Source organism: Pseudoalteromonas sp. McH1-42 (genome assembly GCF_022347845.1).
Lineage (GTDB): Bacteria > Pseudomonadota > Gammaproteobacteria > Enterobacterales > Alteromonadaceae > Pseudoalteromonas > Pseudoalteromonas rubra_D.
Window position 1 is genome coordinate 92,698 of record NZ_JAKRFU010000001.1, and the last position, 19,550, is coordinate 112,247.

Below are 19,550 nucleotides of genomic sequence, written 5' to 3' on the forward strand. Positions count from 1 at the left end.
CTAGGTTTGGGAGTTTTTGGTGTATTTCAATGATTAAAAAGGTTTTACAATACGTTTTTCTTGGCCTCGCCGTATATGGGGTCATAGTGTACCTGGTCATTAATTTCTATAAAGATGACCCGCAAGCCATGATCTGGCAGGACCGGGAAGCCTTTAATAAGCGTTATATCAGCAAGCTAAAGCCCGACATGATTGTCGATCTCGATGAGGTGTTAGAAACACTCGGCAGCCCAGACCTGACCTATGTAAAGTCAGAAGGTGAACGAGTGGTGCAGATAGTATTTTACAGAACGCAGCTGGTAAAACCAGATGGGATCACCACGCAAGACGAATGTACTGGCTTGCTGTTTGAAAATGGCAAACTAACGCTCTGGGGAGCTGGCGCAATCGTAGCGTACGACAAGGCTTTTGAATGACGGTCAATGAGGACATCGCAAGGCAACTTCACAAACTCCTGACTCAATCTGAGTCAGTGTTATCGCTATATTACGATAAAGACAGCTGGCCTCACATTGATGTGACCCTGACCCAGTTAGCTGAGCAATATACTCGCCTTTACCGCCAGGCACCAAACGCTCTGCACGCTCACCTGCATTTTATTGCAACACCCTATCGGCACTCAACCAACGTTTTGGTAAAACAATCTATATTGCTATGTATGCTTGGTTATGCGCACGGTTATACCGAGCAAATTATTCATGAACTTTTGTCGGCAAGCTTTGCCAGTGTGCTGTGTGCCAGCCGCGAATATGACAAAGCAGCGGCAGATCACCCTTTGTCACAAGTCGAATCCAAAAAACTCAGACTGCGCCATCAATTAGCAGTAAAAGTTCTTAGCACCGGTCAGCTCAAGTCACCTCAGGTCACTCGGATCCTTGCGAGACTCTCAGGCTATGAATTATCAATTAGTCGTAAAAGTACGACACCATTGTATGACAACGTGACCCTGTTGGTTGCCATTGCAACTCAGGCCGCTGTTGCATTAATGAAAAAAAATCATCGCGCTTCGCTACCAACAATCATCAAACAGCTGTACCTGAATAATACCGACTCTTTTGTGCAAACCAGCTTACAGCTTCTTGCCCGCCAGTTTGAAGCCTATCCTGCCGGCGCGATACAGCGCCACGATGACAATCAGGCTCTGTTACTTTGTGAAGAAGACAAACATGCAATCCTTGCTGTTATACAGTCGGGTAAGATCACCCGTTTAATCAAAACACAAAGACGATACAAGCAACGCTACCATGCATTTAAAGTATCGGATTCACAATTGCTATACCGGGTATGGTCCCGTATTTCACCGCAGCCGCTTGCCACTGCGTCAGATCAAATGACTGAGGCGTTACATGTTGTTGAGCAGTTGGGCGGTGAAAACTTCAGCAGCTTCAGGGCAATAGAAAAAACCATCGCGCCATTCCCAGAAATAGAGGCCGCTTTATCTCAAGCCGCCAGGCTTTACAACCGCGAAGCTCAGAAAGGTGCCAACCTACGTCATTGTCTCACTATGGTTGGCCTCGATGCCGCGGCGCTGTTATGCCAGAGAGTGCTGGTTGAGCAATTGATTGTGCAACTCAAGCATCCATTTGCGAAAGACATCTGGCATAAGTATCAGCTGTTCGCTCAGGTACTGGCCGCACTGGTTCAGCAGAACTATGGTCATCACTATGAGCACATTTTGTCTCCAGTCAGTGCAGCTATTGCATTTATGCTCAAGGAGCATAGTGTTGATATAAAGCGGTTTGTGTATACCAGTGAATGTAGCACTAACCCCCAACCTGTTTCTCTGGCGTATCTATATGGTTTTGCAGCGTATGATGAAGAAGCGTTCAAACACTACTTTCACACTCACTTTGCTAACAGTGAGGCTCACCGTGCCTTTGAGCAGTCAGAACTATACAAAAAGTCAAAACTAAAGGGGCTGTCTTTAACCTTTGCCGCTGTCAAGGTGCTTACGTTGAAAATCTGTGATGCCAAGTTTGAAACATCGGCCTGGCAACGTCAGTTACTAGATGAACAAGCCAAAGAACACAAGTGGCCTGATTTGAATGCCCTAGAAGCACACCTGCAATCACTTGGTTTATATAATTTAATTGAGTAATATTTACCCGATAAATATTATGCATTTCGACTATTCATGGTATTTATGCCATTTATTCATTCCTGACTGGAATATAAATGAATAAATTGCTATAAAACGCGCTTAAATTTTCAAGCGAACCAACATCACCAGAACAGCTCGACTAAACTAGTTAGATCTATTCTGAGAAGTGATTTTACTTTTGATAAAGGAAACATAAATGGCTAAGCAAACTATCACGGTGATCCGTGGCGACGGCATCGGTCCAAGCATCATCGACTCGGCAATTGAAATTTTGAATGCAGCGGGCTGCGAATTCGACTACGAGTACGTTGACGCGGGACTTGCAGCACTGGAAAAAACTGGTGAGCTACTGCCTCCTGAGACGTTAGACGCCATTGAACGCAATAAAATTACGCTTAAGGGACCGCTTACTACGCCAGTGGGTGAAGGCTTTACTTCAATCAACGTAACTCTGCGTAAGCACTTTGGTCTTTATGCCAATGTTCGCCCGGTAAAATCATTTGAAGGCACTAAAGCACGTTATGATGACATCGACATCATCACAGTACGTGAGAACACTCAGGGCATGTATTCAGGACTTGGTCAGGTTGTTTCTGAAGATGGCAGCGAAGCCGAAGCAATGTCTAAAATCACCCGTGAAGGCGCTGAAAAGATCGTCACCTTTGCTTATGAGCTGGCACAACGTGAAGGCCGTAAAAAAGTTACTGCAGTTCACAAAGCAAACATCCTTAAATCAACTTCAGGCTTGTTCCTTAAAGTTGCGCGTGAAGTAGGTGAGCGCTTCCCTGACATCGAGTCAGCTGAAATGATCGTTGATGCGACCTGTATGAAACTGGTCATGACACCAGAAGAGTTTGATGTTGTAGTAACCACAAACCTGTTTGGTGACATTATTTCTGACCTGTGCGCAGGCTTGGTTGGCGGTCTGGGCATGGCTCCGGGTGCAAACATTGGTGAAAACGCAGCAATTTTCGAAGCAGTACATGGCAGTGCACCAGACATCGCGGGCAAAAACCTGGCTAACCCAACCTCTGTTATTCTGGCTTCTATTCAGATGCTTGAATACCTCGATATGGGCGAAACTGCTGATAAGATCCGCAATGCAGTTGCTGACGTTATCAAATCTGGCGATCGTACAACACGTGACCTGGGTGGTAATCACGGCACAACTGACTTTACACAAGCTGTTATCGACCGCCTTTAAGCGATCCGCGCATTTAATACCAACGCCCTGCTCATGCAGGGCGTTTTTTTATCTGAATCATTAACAGTAGCAACACACTTAGCCATAACAAACTGCCTGCCCCACCATCCTGATCATTGCTGGTTGCAACAGAGAGCGTTACATCTGCTGTTACTTTTACCTCTTGACCGTCATCAAGATCCGTTATTGTCGCTGCCACCTGGTAACTTCCTGCACTCTGATACGTGTGGCTGATAGCCCCACCACTCCCTTCGTGACCATCTCCAAACTTCCAGCTCACTGCATAATTGCCAGACCCACCGCTTACTGAAGCATTGTAGCTGGCTGTTAAGCCGTTTTGCGATACGTTAATCTCACCTACCAGGGGGACGGTAACGCTTGTGTCTATTGATTTGCTTGCTTTGCTGCCATTAGCGTCTTGTAATGACACCACTATCCGATAGCGCCCTGATAAATTATATTGGTGCTGGATCTCGGCTCCATCTAAATTTGTACCATCACCAAGGTCCCAGCTGATTACTACCGGTGACACCCCGCCACGATACGCCACACTGGCAGTAATATTTCCATTGTCGTCTGTAATCTTGGTATCCAGGATCTCCAGCGGCGGCGCTATGGTCACTTGCTGATTAACGGATTGCACCTCACCAGCGGCGTTTGTTCGGGTAAAGACGACGGTATAGACACCCTCACTGCTATATTCATGCTCAGGTGTAAGAAACTTACTACTATTACCATCACCAAATTGCCATTCAAATGTATCTAACGTACTCAAAGCTAACCCAGAGACTGAAAACTTGGCCCTAAACCCCTCTGCACTGGCAATAACCTTTGGCTCTGAGGCCGCTGTTAATTGTAGTTGTGCTTGTTGATACTGCTCGCTCACTTCCAGTAATTCGATTGTTACCCCATGTTCAGGCAGAACAACTCCTGAAACTGGTTGCTGAGGATGGCTATAGTCCTGGCTGTCATTGAACATATAAATAGCCTGCAACTGAGTGTCGCCAAGCCCCGCAGGTTGATCCTGTAATCTCAGCGTGGCATCTCTTAACTGAATACGGGTGGCTGCCGGACTAATGCCATTTGCACCAGGTATGATCTGCTGGTCATTATCAACGACCAGTATTTTGCCTTCTCCGGGGCGAAAAGAAACGGAGTTATTTTCAATATTCTCATTGGCGTACCAAACGAGTACTCCTGGCGCATAGCTTGCGCCTTGCAGGCCAGCGTCAATCCCAAGATGGGACCTAAGTTGTAGATAATAAGCCTGCCCCAACCCTTCGCGATACCGACCTATTCTGGTAAATCCATTTAAAGACATTTGTTCTGAGAACTCCGCATCTGCCAGTACAACAGTGTTTTCATCACCTACGACTGAGATATCATCCAACAACAGGCCAAAGCCATATTCAATACTGTCGGTCTGATAGAGAAACTCCAGAGTCACCGTCTGACCTGCGTATGCTGCAAGCGAATAACTTAGGTCAGCCACCTTGCTGCCATTCTCACCACCGGTTACTTGGCCACTGTGGCCATCAATATAATGGGTGACTGTTGGATATATTGGGTGCTGCATTTTGGTATAATTCCCCACAAGCGGGATTTGATTCGCTTTTACCTGAAAGAAGTCAAAGCCGCTCTCAATATCGAATCGAGCCTGCATTGTGAGGGTTAAGTCTGTTGACGCCGGCAAAGAGAACGTCATGCTGGCTGTGTTTAATTTGTCATTCCCCTGTCCGGAATAATACTGATATTGTCCCGATAAAGGTTCTCCAACATACTCTAATCTGGCTGGCAATATGACTTTAAGTTGATCGGTTTCCCCCGTATATTCGCCTATATGGCTAATATTGGCTTGATAGCCTTGGGTTAATTGCGCGAGTTGCAACTGAGTTTGATTAACCCAATTACCGCCAAACTTTTGCTGTAACCTTTCCAGGTTACGAGGAGAGAATGAAACAGGTTGTGAGCCACGTAGTGAGCCTAACCAGTTACCACTGGACATTACCGACCAATTCGCCACCGGTTCACCAATTGCGCTACTGTTTAAGTCATATTCATCTATTAACCCGAGTTCATGACCAAATTCATGTGCAACTACACCCATGCTCGCATCAATCGGGTTAATTGTATAATTGAGAATACGTACATCGCTGTTTGTGACCGCCACAGGTGTGTAACCGTCTTGTGCAACTACAAAGCGGTGGGACCAAATGGCGTCAGTGCCCAACACTCCTCCACCCGCTTCCTCTCCAATGCTAGAATGAAATACCATTATGTGGTCAACAACACCATCAGGTTCATTCAAATTGCCATCACCATCACGATCGCTCAGATCTGTCAAATCATAGTCACTGAGGTTAATACCATAGCGTTCCACAGCCAACTCAACTGCTTCTTTAATCAAGTCTGCTACCCTGATGTCACGCTGGACACCCACTCTTTGTCCATAGTAACTTGCGTTCTGTGTTGCCGTGACCCAGCCAAAAACTTCTCCTGACAGTGCAAAGCTCTCTCCAGAGGCTTGCTGATAATACTGATAGGCACTAGTTAGAGTCTGGCCGCCAGGTCCATTAAAACCTTCCTTTGAGAAAATGAGTTGCCGGTAATGACTACTCGGATACTGAGCATAAAACATGTCAGAGTCACCCAGCTCCAGACGATTATCATCATTAGGCAGGTCAGGAAAATCTATCAGAATTGTCAGGATTTTTGCTCCTTGTAAAGGCTCAGAAGAAGCCGCCTGATAACCACGCAGGGCCACTGACTGTTTTGGTTGTTTGCCATTGAACGGGACACGAAAAACCGGGCTCTGAAATCCAATAAGATAGTCTGAGATCTTTTGTCTGGCTTCGTAATCAGAAAAACTTCTTCCTTCACGCTTTTCGAGCCAGAAGCGCAGTTGCTGCTGGTCCAGCTGTAATGCTGACACAGGCGCTGAAATAACAATAAAAAAAAGAACTAAAAGGCTGAATTTCATACTGATTTACCCGATGTGATCGTGCTCACGATAGTAGCAGGTTAGAGAAGATATTTCTAACTGCCCACCACCACACAAAAATGCATTAATTATTCACCCCCATGACAAATAAACACAATGAAACACTACATTTCAATATTTAAAACACCAAAAAGGCATAATAATGCACTTTGTTTATTTTTGAGCCTTGACACTGCCGCGTTTAGGCTTTTAAATAAAGAACATCAGATTAAACTTTTACGCAGATATTAAACATGCAAACACTATTCTTCACAGTTGTGGTACTCGTACTGGTCTTAGTGATAAGTCCGGCGGGGCCGTTGTGAGCGAACGTTTGCACAGACCCCGCACCAGCGGGGTTTTTTTTTGCCTTTAATTTAAATTTTGCTGAGGAATGAGGTAATGAATGAGCAATTTAATGGCTCGGAGCTGGTAGTTAAGGCGCTGACTGAGCTCGATGTTGACTATATATTTGGCTACCCAGGCGGATCTGTGCTGGATTTGTATGATGCACTGTTTGCACAAGATGACATTGAGCATATCCTGGTTAGACACGAACAGGCAGCCACGCATATGGCAGATGGCTACGCCAGAAGTACAGGCAAGACTGGAGTCGTGCTGGCTACGTCTGGCCCAGGGGCGACAAACTGTGTAACAGGTATTGCTACGGCTTATATGGATAGTATTCCTATGGTTGTCTTATCAGGCCAGGTACCTTCTAATTTAATTGGCGATGATGCTTTCCAGGAAACAGACATTGTTGGTTGCTCACGTCCAATTGTTAAACATAGTTTTAACTGCCGTGATGCCCAACAAATCCCGACTGTACTGGCAAAAGCTTTCTATCTGGCAAGCTCTGGCAGACCAGGTCCTGTCGTCGTTGAGTTGCCCAAGGATATTCTGAACCCACAACTTAAATACGCCTATGAAATGCCCGCTCGAATTGATATGCGTACCTACAACCCCAGCTCTAAAGGGCATTCTCGCCAGATCAAAAAAGCGGTAGATGCAATTCTGGGCGCCAAACGGCTGGTTGTGTATTCAGGTGGCGGCATCATTCTTTCAAATACATCTGAGCAATTAACTGAGCTGGTTGAAACCCTAAACGCGCCTATTACAAACACTCTAATGGGTCTGGGCGGGATCAGCGGCACGCATCCAAACTTTGTGGGGATGCTGGGCATGCATGGCTCTTTGGAAGCCAACAAAGCCATGGCCAATGCCGACGTAATCCTCGCTTTGGGTGCACGATTTGATGATCGGGTAACCAATAACGTCAAAAAGTTTTGCCCAAATGCCACCATAGTCCATGTCGATGTTGACCCGACTTCAATCTCAAAAACCATTCCGGCGCACATTCCCGTCGTTGGAAGTTTAGAAACTGTACTTTCACAACTGCAAAGCGCGATAGAGAAAAGCGCCCTGCGTATTGATCGGGCAGCTCAGGAATCGTGGTGGCAACAAATCACAGCATGGCGTGAGCAGCGCTGTTTAGCATATGATACACAGAACACCGTGATTAAACCGCAAACGGTCATAGAGAAGCTTTACAAGGTTACCCAGGGTAATGCCTATATCAGTTCAGATGTAGGTCAGCATCAAATGTTTGCTGCTCAATATTATCCGTTTAAAAACCCAAGGCAATGGATCAATTCAGGTGGCCTCGGCACCATGGGCTTTGGCCTGCCCGCTGCGATGGGCGTAAAAGTAGCCTACCCTGAAGCTGACGTTGTATGCGTTACAGGAGATGGGTCAATTCAGATGAACATTCAGGAACTTTCCACCTGCCTCCAGTATGGCCTGAATGTCAAAATAGTCTCCTTGAACAACCGCTCTTTAGGCATGGTCAGGCAGTGGCAGGATATGATGTATGGTGGACGCCACTCCAGCTCTTATATGGAGTCTTTGCCAGATTTTGTGGCATTGGCCGAAAGCTATGGCCACATAGGGATCCGAGTAGATCATCCTGATGAACTGGATGATGCACTGGCAAGAGCATTTTCCATCACTGACAGGTTGGTGTTCCTTGATATTCGCGTAGACGAAAATGAACACGTTTATCCTATGCAAATCAAACTAGGTGCCATCGATGATATGTGGCTGAAAAAGGGAGTAAAAGCATAATGCGCAGAATTTTATCTATATTACTGGAAAACGAACCTGGCGCTTTATCTCGCATAGTGGGGTTATTTTCTCAACGCGCATACAATATCGACAGTCTGACAGTGGGCACAACCGACGACACAACACTATCGCGGATCACCATTACGACTCAGGGCGACGACCGGGTTGTTGAACAGATAACCAAACAAGTAAACAAGCTGGTTGATGTACTTAAGGTCATTGACTTGACAGACTCAAGTCATATTGAAAGAGAACTATTACTGGTCAAAGTATTTGCAGGTAACGAGCAAACCAGGGCCTCTGTAACACGCGTTACAGACGTATTTGGGGGTATGATACTAGATATGGGTAAACGCAGTTATACGGTTCAGCTGGCCAGTAGCAGCGATAAAATAGCTTCATTCCTGGATATGCTTAGGCATGAGAGCGATATTATTGAGGTAGTTCGTTCTGGTACTGTGGGAATAGGGAGAGGAGATAAAGCACTCAAGGGATAATAGAATGTAGAGTGCTAAAAAAGGGGCTTAAGCCCCTTTTTCTATTAAGGATTAACCTGATCTTTAAGGCCTTTACCCGCTTTGAAAGAAGGGATATTTGCCGCTGGAATTTGGATTTCAGCGCCAGTTTGCGGGTTACGACCCGTACGCGCTGCACGCTCTTTTACAGAGAAAGTGCCAAAACCAACCAGTGCCACTGAGTTACCATCTTTAAGAGACTGAGTTACAGCACCAGTGAATGCTTCCAGCGCGCGTGTCGCTGCAGCTTTTGAGATCTCAGCGTCAGCCGCCATCTTTTCAACTAGTTGAGCTTTATTCATTGTATAATTCCTATGTTTTTATAATTTGCCGAAGCGGATTCTATGGTTATCCATTTTTTTTCTTTGTGCAAGCCTAAAATCCCGTTTTAACTAAAATATTTAAGCTAATTCGCCTTATCTGACGGGGATGTAATCATAACGGGCACAAAAACACCCACTTTTTGCTCACTTTTCATGCACTACGCCTCACGCCCCGTCAGACCTGAGCCGAGGATCACAGTAAGCAATAGGTTAAACCTTAAACGCAGCAAGCGCTCTTTCCCGTGCTGCTTTATGGTCAACTATCGGTTTCATGTACCCACTTATACCAAAAGCCTGCATATAATCATGAGGGAAATGGATCGATTTTGCCGGCACTTCGCTCAGCTCCGGCACAAATTTACGAATGAAATCTCCTTGCGGATCGAACTTTTCACTTTGGCTGATAGGGTTAAAGATCCTAAAATAAGGCTGTGCATCACACCCTGTACTGGCAGCCCATTGCCAGCCACCATTGTTGCTTGCCAGATCACCATCAATCAGCTTGCTCATAAAGTAATGCTCGCCCTTACGCCAGTCTATAAGCAAATGCTTGGTTAAGAAGCTCGCTACAATCATACGTAAACGATTATGCATCCACCCGGTCTGGTTAAGCTGTCGCATTGCGGCGTCGACAATAGGGTAACCTGTATTGCCCTCGCTCCACGCTTTAAAGTGGGCATCGTCCTGTCGCCAGTCAACGTGATTATACTTTTCGTTAAAGTTAACCCCTTTGCATAACTTTGGATAAGCGCAGATAAGATGTCGGTAAAACTCGCGCCAAATCAATTCATTGATCCAGCTAAACGCTGGTGCACTGGTCATCTGCAACAGTTCGGGAAAATGGAGCTGACTTTCTGCTAATAGCTGCTTCACTGACACAATTCCTAATGCCAGGTAAGGACTAAGCCCAGAGGTGCCTTTGACACCAGGAAAATCCCGATTAGCTTTGTAATCGACCATTTTTTCCTGAATAAACGACTGTACAACTTTTACCAGAGTTTCGTCATCAACTGGCCATTTATCTGAAACACCCTCCCCTGTAAGTAACTCTGGGGCTTCCCATTCAAATGGAGCTGCGTTTATTTCAGGCCAGCCGGGCAGGTAAAAGTGCTTTTGCTCGTACTGTTTAAGCCAGGCCTTTTTAAACGGCGTAAACACTTTGTACATCTCATTGCTGGCCGTCGTTACACTGCCCGGTGGGGCAATCAAATCACCATCAAATAAGTGCAATTGCACACCGGCTTGCTGACACGCGTTATCTCGGTCTTGTTCATTTACTTCATACTCACGGTTAGCGTAAACCTGCGCAACGCCGTTCACCTGACAAAACTGAGACACCACTGCGGGCACTTGAGTAAAATCACCTGCATCTAGCACGTGCAGGCGCACACCCAACTCAGCCAGTTTATGCCCTAGCCAAATAACCCGCCGCTTAAGTAAATCAACCTGTACAGGTGCTGCATTGTGCGCTTGCCATTGCTGCTCACACACCAAAAAGAGTGCATCGCGCGCACCATTTTCAACCGCAGCAATAAGCGCTTCGTTGCCAAAAACGCGCAAATCACGCCGAAACCAAAACAATGTAGACATTAAATCGCGAACCTCAGCTTAAGCTCGTTAGGATAAGGGTGAAAATAGACTTGCTGCATCAGGTAGTCATTGGGGTGCATGATCAAATGGTGACGCAACAAGGTAAGTGGGACCTGTAGCGGAACCTGACCAATGCGGTAGTCATCAATCGCCCGGCACAGCTCCTGTTTCTCAACCTTACCCAGTACTTTCTTAAAATACCCCTGTAAGTGCGATAATGTGTTAGCCTGGTCCTTACGTCTTGCCGGGCTCGACAATGCCTCCATCAGGCCACTGATGTATGTCTTTCTGAGCTCATCAAGCGAGACTCCTTTGCCCTCTGCAAGCAGTCTGCCAAGGTCACGATAGGCCTCGTAATTATGGCTCATCAGCAAGTACTTATGACGGGCATGGAAATTAGTCAATTCATGCAAGCCAGGATTGGTAACCACCAGTTCTTGCCAGCTCTTGTATACGTAGACCCGCATCACAAAATTTTCTCTCAGATGCATATCATTCAGACGGCCATTTTCCTCACAAGGTAATAAAGGGTTGCGCGCCATGATCTGCTCGGCAAATATACCTATACCTTCAGAGGTATTGCCTGTCTCAGCTTCGTTGTAGATCTTAACCCGCTCCATACCACAACTCGGGCTTTTTGCGCAAAAGATATAACCCGACAACTGATTACCATGATCCTCAGACACCTTTTTCCCATATTCAGCTAAATCGGGTGCATAGTCTTCATCGCTGTGCGCCGGACCAACTTTGATCACATCCTCTACTCTCACCTGACGGATCGTCTTTCTTGGGATAGGTAACCCGATAGCCACCTCTGGACAAAAACGTACATACTCGACGTACTGCGCCAATTCATCCATACAAAAGTTGCTACGTTTGTGCCCTGAATCAAAACGGACTTTGTCTCCAGCAAGACACGCGCTGATCCCTATTTTTATGGGGCTGTTAAAGTTAAAAGCTTGCTCTATCATTGCTCTCTCCATAACTCAAAAATGACGGATAGATTTAGCACCATTGATACTGTCGTAAGGCAATTTTGCCACCCTGTACCTGCACTCCTTCCGAGCGTAATAGTTGACTTTGCTCGATAAACTTACTGCTCTCCGGCGGAAAAGAAATTTTTCCCTGACTGTTAATCACTCTGTGCCACGGCAAACTTGACCCTGCCGGTAAGTGCTTTAACAAGTATCCAACTGCCCGAGCATGCTTAGGTGCACCGGCCAGACCGGCAATTTGCCCGTACGTTGCGACATTTCCAACCGGAATTGCGCCTATCAGTGTAAATACCCTGATTCTGAATTCCTCTTTAGTTTCCTCTTGCAAACTGCGCTCCTAATGCCGTGAACTGTTGCCACAAATGTCTGGCAACCGGCCCGTAATGACCCTGATGTCGACGAAAAGCGTGAATTGCTGCTGTGAATTCATGCTGTCGGTCTATTATCTCTATACGTTCCAGCTCGCCGCTTTCTAACTCCTGCCTGCACGTATTGAGACTGGTAAGGGCGAATCCGACTCCCTGGGATAAGAATAGTTTAATGGTACTGACATCATCCAGTTTCATCACGTGTAATCCACGAGAATACGCCAGCCTTTCACTGTCAAAGTCGAAACCACTCTCAACCATTGCCAGACAAGGATATAGGCTCAATTCATCATAGTACATACGCTTGGGCAACAGCCCACGCTTAGCCACAACACCAAGCTTGGTTTCGCCTATCGCGATGGATTCCAGTTCACCGGTTGCATGAAACAAATCAAACCAGGGCCCAATTCCTAAGTCGGCAGCGCCGGCGTTTACCTGCTCCAATGCGACAAAACGTCTACCGCTTGAGATCACCAGTTCAGTAGAAGGAAATTGCTTAAAGGTGCTACTTATCTGGGCGTTATACGTTTCCTGATGACACATAGGTTCATAACAAATGCGAAATTTTGCTTCATTGCCCTGTGAAAACTCATCCGCCAGGGTCTTTAAATGATTATGGTGTTCCAGCAACTTCTGAGCATGCTGATGAAAACGCTTCCCCTGCTCGGTAAGTCGGATCCGATAATCCTCGCGCGTAACCAACGCAAACCCCAGTTCATCAGACAAGCGTTTTAACGCTTGCGTAACAGCGGGCTGTGACTTATATAAATGTTTTGCCGCTTCGCTCAAACTTTGTGCATTTGCAACGGCATCAAGTACCTGAATATCTGCCAACTTCATAAATAAAATTTATTTTATACCAAAGTTTTAATAATTTTTATTTTATGCCCAAATTCATTATCCTGCACTAAGTTTTAGTCTGAGGGAGTAATTTTGGTGAATAAACTCGCACTCTTTTTTCCAGCCTTGTTGTTATTATCCGCATGTCAGGATGCCTCACAGCAAACCACTGCAACTCAGGTCATTCGCCCGGTTAAATTGCATACCGTGTCTGACCCTCAAGCCAGTCTGTTGCGCAGCTTTCCTGCGGAAGTTGTTGCAAACCAGGGCTCTTATCTTGCTTTTCGGGTTAATGGGGAACTGATGGAGTTTCCTGTTTTGGCCGGTCAGGAAGTGCAAAAAGGGCAGCTTCTGGCAAAACTCGACCCGGAAGACTTTGATCTTCAATATCAACAGCGAAAAGCCCAGTTTGAACTCGCCGTTGCCCAGCTTAATCGGATCGAGTCTTTATATAAAAAATCGATTGCCAGTAAAGCGGAATATGATCAGGCACTAGCAAACGAACAAGTTGCCGAGTCAGCATTCAAAATAGCCCAAACCAACCTCGAAAATAGCGAGCTCAGAGCCCCATTCGACGGTACGATTGCCAAAGTTTTCGTGAAAAACTATGAAAACATAGTCGCAAAACAGAATATTTTACGCCTTGAGACACGAGACCGTATGGACGTGATCATCCAGGTGCCTGAAAAACTGGTTGCTCGGGTTAATAAAGATCTTGAATATCATCCAACCGTCATTTTTGATGGTTACCCGGATAAATCTTATCTGCTGAATATTAAAGAATGGGATACGCAAGCCGACCCTGCGACGCTGACCTACAAGGTTGTCTTCTCACTGCCCATCCCAGAGGACTTTAATTTGCTCGCCGGGATGACAGGTCATGTCTATGTCGATCCCAGCAAGATCACCAACCACAACACATCGGAAATCATAGTACCGAATGAAGCGGTATTTTCCGATCAAACGCAAGCAGCGAAAGGCAACCATTACGTTTGGATATATGATCCTAAGACCCAACTGGTGTCTAAACGTGCTGTCCAGCCTGGTCAGTTGCGCCAGCAAGGTTTCGAAATCAAGAGTGGATTAAAACCTGGCGAGGTCGTTGTCTCGGCCGGAGTCCATCACCTTAGGGAAGGCCTGAAAGTACGCCCATGGACCAAAGAGCGAGGCCTGTAAAATGAGTCTTGCCAAATGGTCTATTGAAAATAAGGTGATCAGTGCAATGTTCGCACTGCTGTTGCTTTTAGCAGGCACAGTTTCGTACTTTGGCCTGGGGCAACTGGAAGATCCGGAGTTTACACTCAAAAAAGCCATGGTGATCACAGTGTATCCAGGTGCATCACCGCAGCAAGTTGAGGAGGAAGTCACCTATCCCATAGAGAATGCCATCCAGAGCCTGCCTTATGTGGATTACGTTACCTCTATCTCATCACCGGGCCAATCGCAGATCACGGTGGAGATGAAAAGTACTTACCGAAAGGAAGACCTGAAACAAATTTGGGATGAGCTAAGACGTAAAATAAACGACTTAAAACCAGACCTGCCTCCTGGCGTATTCACGCCCAAAGTAATGGATGACTTTGCGGACGTATATGGCGTGTTATATGCGGTAACGGGCGATGGCTATTCTTATGAAGAGCTAAAAGAATACGTAGATTACCTGAAACGAGAACTGGTACTGGTGGATGGCGTCAGTAAAGTAACCATAGCAGGAGAACAGCAAGCGCAGGTGGTTGTTGAAATTTCAAGTCAGAAGCTGTCACAATTGGGGATATCCCACAACCGTATTTTTTCACTGCTGCAGACCCAAAACAGCGTGTCTAACGCGGGTAAAATCCGTGTTGGAGACGAATCTATCCGAATTCACCCCACAGGCGAGTTTAGTCAAGTTTCTGAACTCGAAGACTTACTGATCTCTAAGCCCGGTGCCAAAGAGTTGATCTACTTAGGCGACGTTGCCACCGTAAAACGCGAGTACGCTGAGATCCCAACGCATATTACCCGTTACAATCGCGATCAATCTTTGCTCCTGGGTATTTCCTTCAGCTCTGGTGTTAATGTGGTAGAAATCGGTAAGGCCATAGAGAAACACCTAACGTCAATGGAATATCAACGCCCTCATGGTATGTCAGTCCACACCGTTTACAACCAGCCAATGGAAGTGGAGAAGTCCGTAGACGGATTTATTGTCAGCTTGCTTGAAGCCGTTGCCATCGTCATTGTCGTGCTGTTGATCTTTATGGGTGTTAAAAGTGGCATTCTTATTGGCGGTATCTTGCTTCTAACAGTGCTCGGCACCTTCATTTTCATGAAGATGTTCGCAATTGACTTACAACGTATATCACTTGGCGCTTTGATCATCGCGCTGGGTATGCTGGTCGATAACGCTATTGTGGTCACAGAAGGGATCCTAATCAACCTCAAACGTGGACAAAGCAAGATAAAAGCAGCGGTTAATATTGTAGAGCAAACCAAGTGGCCTTTGTTAGGTGCAACTGTGATTGGTATTACCGCTTTCGCCCCAATTGGGCTGAGCTCAGATGCCAGTGGAGAATTTGCCGGCTCGCTGTTCTGGGTACTGCTAATCTCATTGCTACTTAGCTGGGTTACCGCCATTACCCTGACACCTTTCTTTGCCAACATGTTGTTCAAACAAGAAATTCAGCAAGGTAAAGAGACTGATGACCCCTATCAGGGTATGATTTTTACCGCTTACAAGGCGCTACTCAGCGTGTGCCTGAGATTCCGTTGGACAACCGTCATCGCCATGCTAGCGCTCCTTGGCTGTGCGATGGTTGGCTTTAAGTCAGTAAAGCAATCGTTCTTCCCTGCTTCCAATACGCCCATGTTTTATGTCGATTACTGGCACTATCAGGGCGCTGACATTCGAAGTACAGCAGATAATCTGGAAAAGCTGGAAGCATTTTTGCAATCCGACGAGCTGGTTGAGGAGATCACCACCACCATAGGTCAGGGTGCGCCCCGATTTATGCTGACATATAGCCCGGAAAAGCAATATGCATCCTATGGTCAGCTGATCATTCGGGTAAGCGACAGAGAAGCTGTTGCGACTATGATAGCGAAAGTAAGAGAGTTTGCTGCCCACAACGAGCTGGATGGAAAGCTTAAAATCAAACGCATGGAAATTGGCCCGTCTACAGATGCAAAAATCGAAGCGCGTTTCTCTGGTCCCGATCCTGTGGTACTACGCAGGCTGGCTGATCAAGCTAAAAACCGCCTGGCACAAGACGCTGGTGCATTTAATATTCGCGATAACTGGCGTCAACGTTCTAAAGTACTTGAGCCGGTCTTTAATGAGCAAAAAGCAAGGCGACTGGGGATCAGTAAATCTGACCTGGACCAGCTGTTGCTGACAAGTGTGTCGGGCAACACAGTAGGTTTATATCGGGATGGCACTAAAATGCTACCGATTGTGGCCAGAGCACCCGAGGTTGAACGTCGCAACGTTGAAAATCTGGTCGACCTGCAAATTTTCAGTCCTGTACTCAATGTGTATGTGCCGCTGGGCCAGATCCTCGATGACGTTGAAGTCATTTGGGAAGACAGCCTGATCATGCGCCGGGATCGCAAACGCACAATTACCGTCATGGCAGATCATGATGTGATTGGTAATGAAACACCGGCTAAACTGTTTGCCCGGATCCGCGCCGACATTGAAGCAATCGAGTTACCGCAAGGCTACGAAATGCAGTGGGGTGGTGAGTTTGAGTCGTCCAGTAAAGCTCAGAAGGCCATTTTTGGCTCACTCCCGCTCGGATACTTATCCATGTTTATCATCACAGTGTTGCTATTTAACTCAGTGCGTAAACCATTGGTCATCTGGAGCACTGTGCCGCTGGCTATTATTGGCGTAACCGCGGGGCTGGTCATATTTCAGGCACCATTTAGCTTTATGGCACTGCTGGGACTGCTCAGTCTGTCTGGCATGTTAATTAAAAATGGCATTGTTTTGATGGATCAAATCAACCTGGAACTGGATAGCGGAAAAGCCCCCTATCAGGCGGTTTTTGATTCCGGGGTCAGTCGTGTACGGCCCGTATCTATGGCGGCCGTGACAACCATTTTAGGTATGATCCCGCTCCTATTCGATGTATTTTTTAAATCCATGGCAGTCACCATTATGTTTGGCCTAGGTTTTGCCACCGTGCTCACTTTGATAGTGCTTCCCGTAATTTACTGTTTGTTCTTCAAAGTAACCGCACCAAAATAAAAAAGGGCCGCAGTGAGCGGCCCTTTTTTTAGTTATTTTTTGAGAGACAAAGTCCCTTTCACCCTGCCTTTTGGCTTAGCGCCCGAGCGACTTTTCGGTCTATCACGATTTGCTGTATTATCACCATGTGAATTGCCTGAGCGCTTACGCTTTTGCTCAGACGCAGACTTTCTGCTTTGCCCTCTGCTAGCTGTTTCACCATCTTGACGCGGTTTCGCAGTGTGACGCTGCGTACGTTTATACGTATCCACAGACGCCTCTTCGGTCTTCGATGAACCTTCAATTGAAGCATTAATCTCTGCCATTTCAGACTCGCTCAGATGGCGCCACTGTCCAGGTCTTAAACCGTTGAGGTTCACATTCATGATCCGCACACGCTTCAGTGTTTGTACTTCAAAATCAAAGTATTCACACATACGTCGGATCTGACGATTCAGCCCCTGAGTTAAAACAATGGTAAACTGTCTGGCCCCGGTCTTTTTGACAAAACACTTTTTAGTCACAGTGCCAAGAATTGGCACGCCCGAGCGCATACCCTTTATAAACGCATCGGTGACAGGCTTATTGACGGTTACCACATATTCTTTTTCATGATTATTGCCAGCGCGCAATATTTTGTTGACGATATCGCCCTCATTGGTCAAAAAGATCAGCCCTTCTGAAGGCCGGTCCAAACGGCCAATAGGAAAAATACGCTCCGGATACTGAATGGCACTGACAATATTGCTTTTTATTTTTCGCTCTGTTGTGCAGGTCACACCAACGGGTTTATTGTAAGCGATGTACACCCGCTTCGGCTTGGCTTTGAGCGGTTTATTATCAACCAAAATGGTGTCTGCATCGCTGACTTTCAGACCCATTTCGGCAATCTGACCATTAACACTGACACGGCCGTCACTGATCAGGGTGTCCGCCTCTCTGCGGCTACAAAACCCGGTTTCGCTGATGTATTTATTTAGTCGCTTAGGTTCATTCATAAAGGGGCACTTTTCTTTTTCTGTGCAATGAGTCAATACTGTCCGATATCCGGCACATGGGCTCAGAGTCGGGGCTGCATGACCAACGGGCAGTTACGGGGGGCGCATGGTAACAAAATTTCATCGCCAGTAGAAATATTTCATCAGCTAGTGGCGGCTCTAACTTAGCTAACGTTATAACTTGCTCAGTCGCCAATGACGCCTGGGGCATTGTCTTTGGCTAAAAACGTCGGAGACACCAAGTAATTTGATTGTTTATTGTTAAGCAAGCTAAACCCGCTGAAGTCCACGCCTGTCCAGTCAATTTTCTCGGCCAGCCATATGTAGCGATGCACATTGTGTTCATTAATGACCACGAGAGGATAAGTAATCGATTGGTTGGTTTGCCAATAGGAATGGCCATGAAACTTATCATACAGAGACAAAATAGCCAGCCCACCCATGATGAAGTGACCACCGACCGAGGCCTGCAATTCGCCCTTTTCAATCAACCTGAGCGTGTCGTTGAGCCAGTCAAATCCGCCTATGGCTACGAAGGTCTGCTCCTTCTCGCCGCGCTGCTTAACCGCACTTAGTGCCCCCATCGCCATCAGATCTGATGCACTCCAGATTATATTTGTATTGGGGTAACGTTTGAGTAAACGCTGCGTTTTTTCCATCGCCTGGGTTTTTGACCAGCTTGCATAAATGGATTGTTGCAAAGCAACGCCCTGGCTGCCAAAAAAAGACTGCGCGCCTTGATTTCGGGCATCCGACTCGCTGCCATAATGACCATTGATTGCAAGAGCCTGAGGTTTAACTGAAGGCCTTTTCTCGCGCAATGACTCGGTCAAAGCCTGAGCCAGGTCCGCTCCTGCCCGGAAATTGTCAAAGTAGATCTCACCCAACCAATTTTTATATCTTTGTCCGGGTTTGCCAACCTCCACCTGCTCAGGCCCATTAATGGTTTGTTCTAAGGTTAAGTACTGTATTCCGTACTTTTCCAGCAAATCCAGATGTTGCTCAGCATTGCCGGGGTATAGCATCAAAACAACAAAATCAGGTGTTGCTCGATATTCTAGGTATTTCTGTAGTTCTTCCAGCTGAATGTAGCGACTGCCATCACCGTAAATCACGTCCAGTTTTACATTAAGCTGCTTACTGGCGGCCTGAGCAATAGATTCGACTTTTTGCCAAAACGGCTCACCGGAAATAGAAGGGTTCACTAAAAGTACTGAAAAATCGGCCTTAGCCCAACTCAAAGGGGCAAAAAACAACCCCCAGCTCAATAAAATACACTGCAACAACTTCACAATAAACAGC

15 protein-coding genes are annotated in these 19,550 nt (G+C 46.4%); 7 read left to right on the forward strand and 8 right to left on the reverse strand.

What is annotated here, in order from left to right; all coding sequences use genetic code 11:
* The first annotated feature begins 29 nt into the window (after nucleotides 1–29).
* The 3 genes from MHN31_RS00385 to MHN31_RS00395 all read left to right on the forward strand — a co-directional run bounded on the left by MHN31_RS00385 (nucleotide 30) and on the right by MHN31_RS00395 (nucleotide 3,305).
* A complete protein-coding gene (locus MHN31_RS00385; protein ID WP_021032825.1) occupies nucleotides 30–416 on the forward strand; it encodes a DUF3192 domain-containing protein in 387 nt (128 codons plus the stop codon).
* Complete coding sequence (locus MHN31_RS00390) at nucleotides 413–2,098, forward strand: hypothetical protein (RefSeq protein WP_239443136.1); 1,686 nt, start codon at nucleotides 413–415, stop codon at nucleotides 2,096–2,098. Before MHN31_RS00385 ends, MHN31_RS00390 begins: the two co-directional genes overlap by 4 nt.
* Before the next feature lie 199 nt (nucleotides 2,099–2,297).
* Nucleotides 2,298–3,305 carry an isocitrate dehydrogenase gene (locus MHN31_RS00395; protein WP_125557031.1) on the forward strand — a complete coding sequence of 336 codons (1,008 nt, stop codon included), beginning with the start codon at nucleotides 2,298–2,300 and terminating at the stop codon, nucleotides 3,303–3,305.
* Between the two features lie 31 nt (nucleotides 3,306–3,336).
* On the opposite strand, the gene MHN31_RS00400 is transcribed toward MHN31_RS00395, so the two are convergent.
* A complete protein-coding gene (locus MHN31_RS00400) occupies nucleotides 3,337–6,285 on the reverse strand; it encodes an immune inhibitor A domain-containing protein (RefSeq protein WP_239443137.1) in 2,949 nt (982 codons plus the stop codon).
* Nucleotides 6,286–6,687: 402 nt separating this feature from the next.
* On the opposite strand from MHN31_RS00400, the gene MHN31_RS00405 reads away from it, so the two are divergent.
* Both MHN31_RS00405 and ilvN read left to right on the forward strand, forming a co-directional pair.
* Nucleotides 6,688–8,409, forward strand: coding sequence for an acetolactate synthase 3 large subunit (locus tag MHN31_RS00405; RefSeq protein ID WP_239443138.1), 1,722 nt, complete (start codon nucleotides 6,688–6,690; stop codon nucleotides 8,407–8,409).
* Nucleotides 8,409–8,906: an acetolactate synthase small subunit gene (gene ilvN / locus MHN31_RS00410; protein WP_239443139.1), complete on the forward strand. Its 498-nt coding sequence runs from the start codon at nucleotides 8,409–8,411 to the stop codon at nucleotides 8,904–8,906. The genes MHN31_RS00405 and ilvN overlap by 1 nt, the downstream gene beginning before the upstream one ends.
* Nucleotides 8,907–8,950: 44 nt before the next feature.
* On the opposite strand, the gene MHN31_RS00415 is transcribed toward ilvN, so the two are convergent.
* From MHN31_RS00415 to MHN31_RS00435, 5 genes are all read right to left on the reverse strand, one after another.
* Nucleotides 8,951–9,226, reverse strand: coding sequence for an HU family DNA-binding protein (locus MHN31_RS00415; RefSeq protein WP_010381157.1), 276 nt, complete (start codon nucleotides 9,224–9,226; stop codon nucleotides 8,951–8,953).
* Between the two features lie 231 nt (nucleotides 9,227–9,457).
* Nucleotides 9,458–10,837 (reverse strand): deoxyribodipyrimidine photo-lyase, encoded by a 1,380-nt coding sequence (gene phrB / locus MHN31_RS00420; RefSeq protein ID WP_239443140.1) that lies wholly within the window; start codon nucleotides 10,835–10,837, stop codon nucleotides 9,458–9,460.
* Entirely contained in the window at nucleotides 10,837–11,808 is a 972-nt protein-coding gene (locus MHN31_RS00425) for a DUF523 and DUF1722 domain-containing protein (protein ID WP_138537894.1), read from the reverse strand. The genes phrB and MHN31_RS00425 overlap by 1 nt, the downstream gene beginning before the upstream one ends.
* Before the next feature lie 34 nt (nucleotides 11,809–11,842).
* A complete protein-coding gene (locus MHN31_RS00430) occupies nucleotides 11,843–12,160 on the reverse strand; it encodes an MGMT family protein (RefSeq protein WP_125557043.1) in 318 nt (105 codons plus the stop codon).
* Entirely contained in the window at nucleotides 12,144–13,040 is an 897-nt protein-coding gene (locus tag MHN31_RS00435) for a LysR family transcriptional regulator (RefSeq protein WP_125557045.1), read from the reverse strand. Before MHN31_RS00435 ends, MHN31_RS00430 begins: the two co-directional genes overlap by 17 nt.
* 96 nt (nucleotides 13,041–13,136) lie before the next feature.
* Between MHN31_RS00435 and MHN31_RS00440 the strand changes: the two genes are divergently transcribed.
* Together MHN31_RS00440 and MHN31_RS00445 are read left to right on the forward strand one after the other, a co-directional pair.
* Nucleotides 13,137–14,216, forward strand: coding sequence for an efflux RND transporter periplasmic adaptor subunit (locus MHN31_RS00440; protein WP_239443141.1), 1,080 nt, complete (start codon nucleotides 13,137–13,139; stop codon nucleotides 14,214–14,216).
* 1 nt (nucleotide 14,217) lies between these two features.
* Nucleotides 14,218–17,271, forward strand: coding sequence for an efflux RND transporter permease subunit (locus MHN31_RS00445; RefSeq protein ID WP_239443142.1), 3,054 nt, complete (start codon nucleotides 14,218–14,220; stop codon nucleotides 17,269–17,271).
* Between the two features lie 32 nt (nucleotides 17,272–17,303).
* On the opposite strand, the gene rluF is transcribed toward MHN31_RS00445, so the two are convergent.
* Together rluF and MHN31_RS00455 are read right to left on the reverse strand one after the other, a co-directional pair.
* Complete coding sequence (rluF, locus tag MHN31_RS00450; protein WP_125557051.1) at nucleotides 17,304–18,248, reverse strand: 23S rRNA pseudouridine(2604) synthase RluF; 945 nt, start codon at nucleotides 18,246–18,248, stop codon at nucleotides 17,304–17,306.
* Nucleotides 18,249–18,433: 185 nt separating this feature from the next.
* Nucleotides 18,434–19,540, reverse strand: a complete 1,107-nt coding sequence (locus MHN31_RS00455; protein ID WP_138537898.1) for an ABC transporter substrate-binding protein — start codon at nucleotides 19,538–19,540, stop codon at nucleotides 18,434–18,436.
* Nucleotides 19,541–19,550 lie beyond the last annotated feature (10 nt).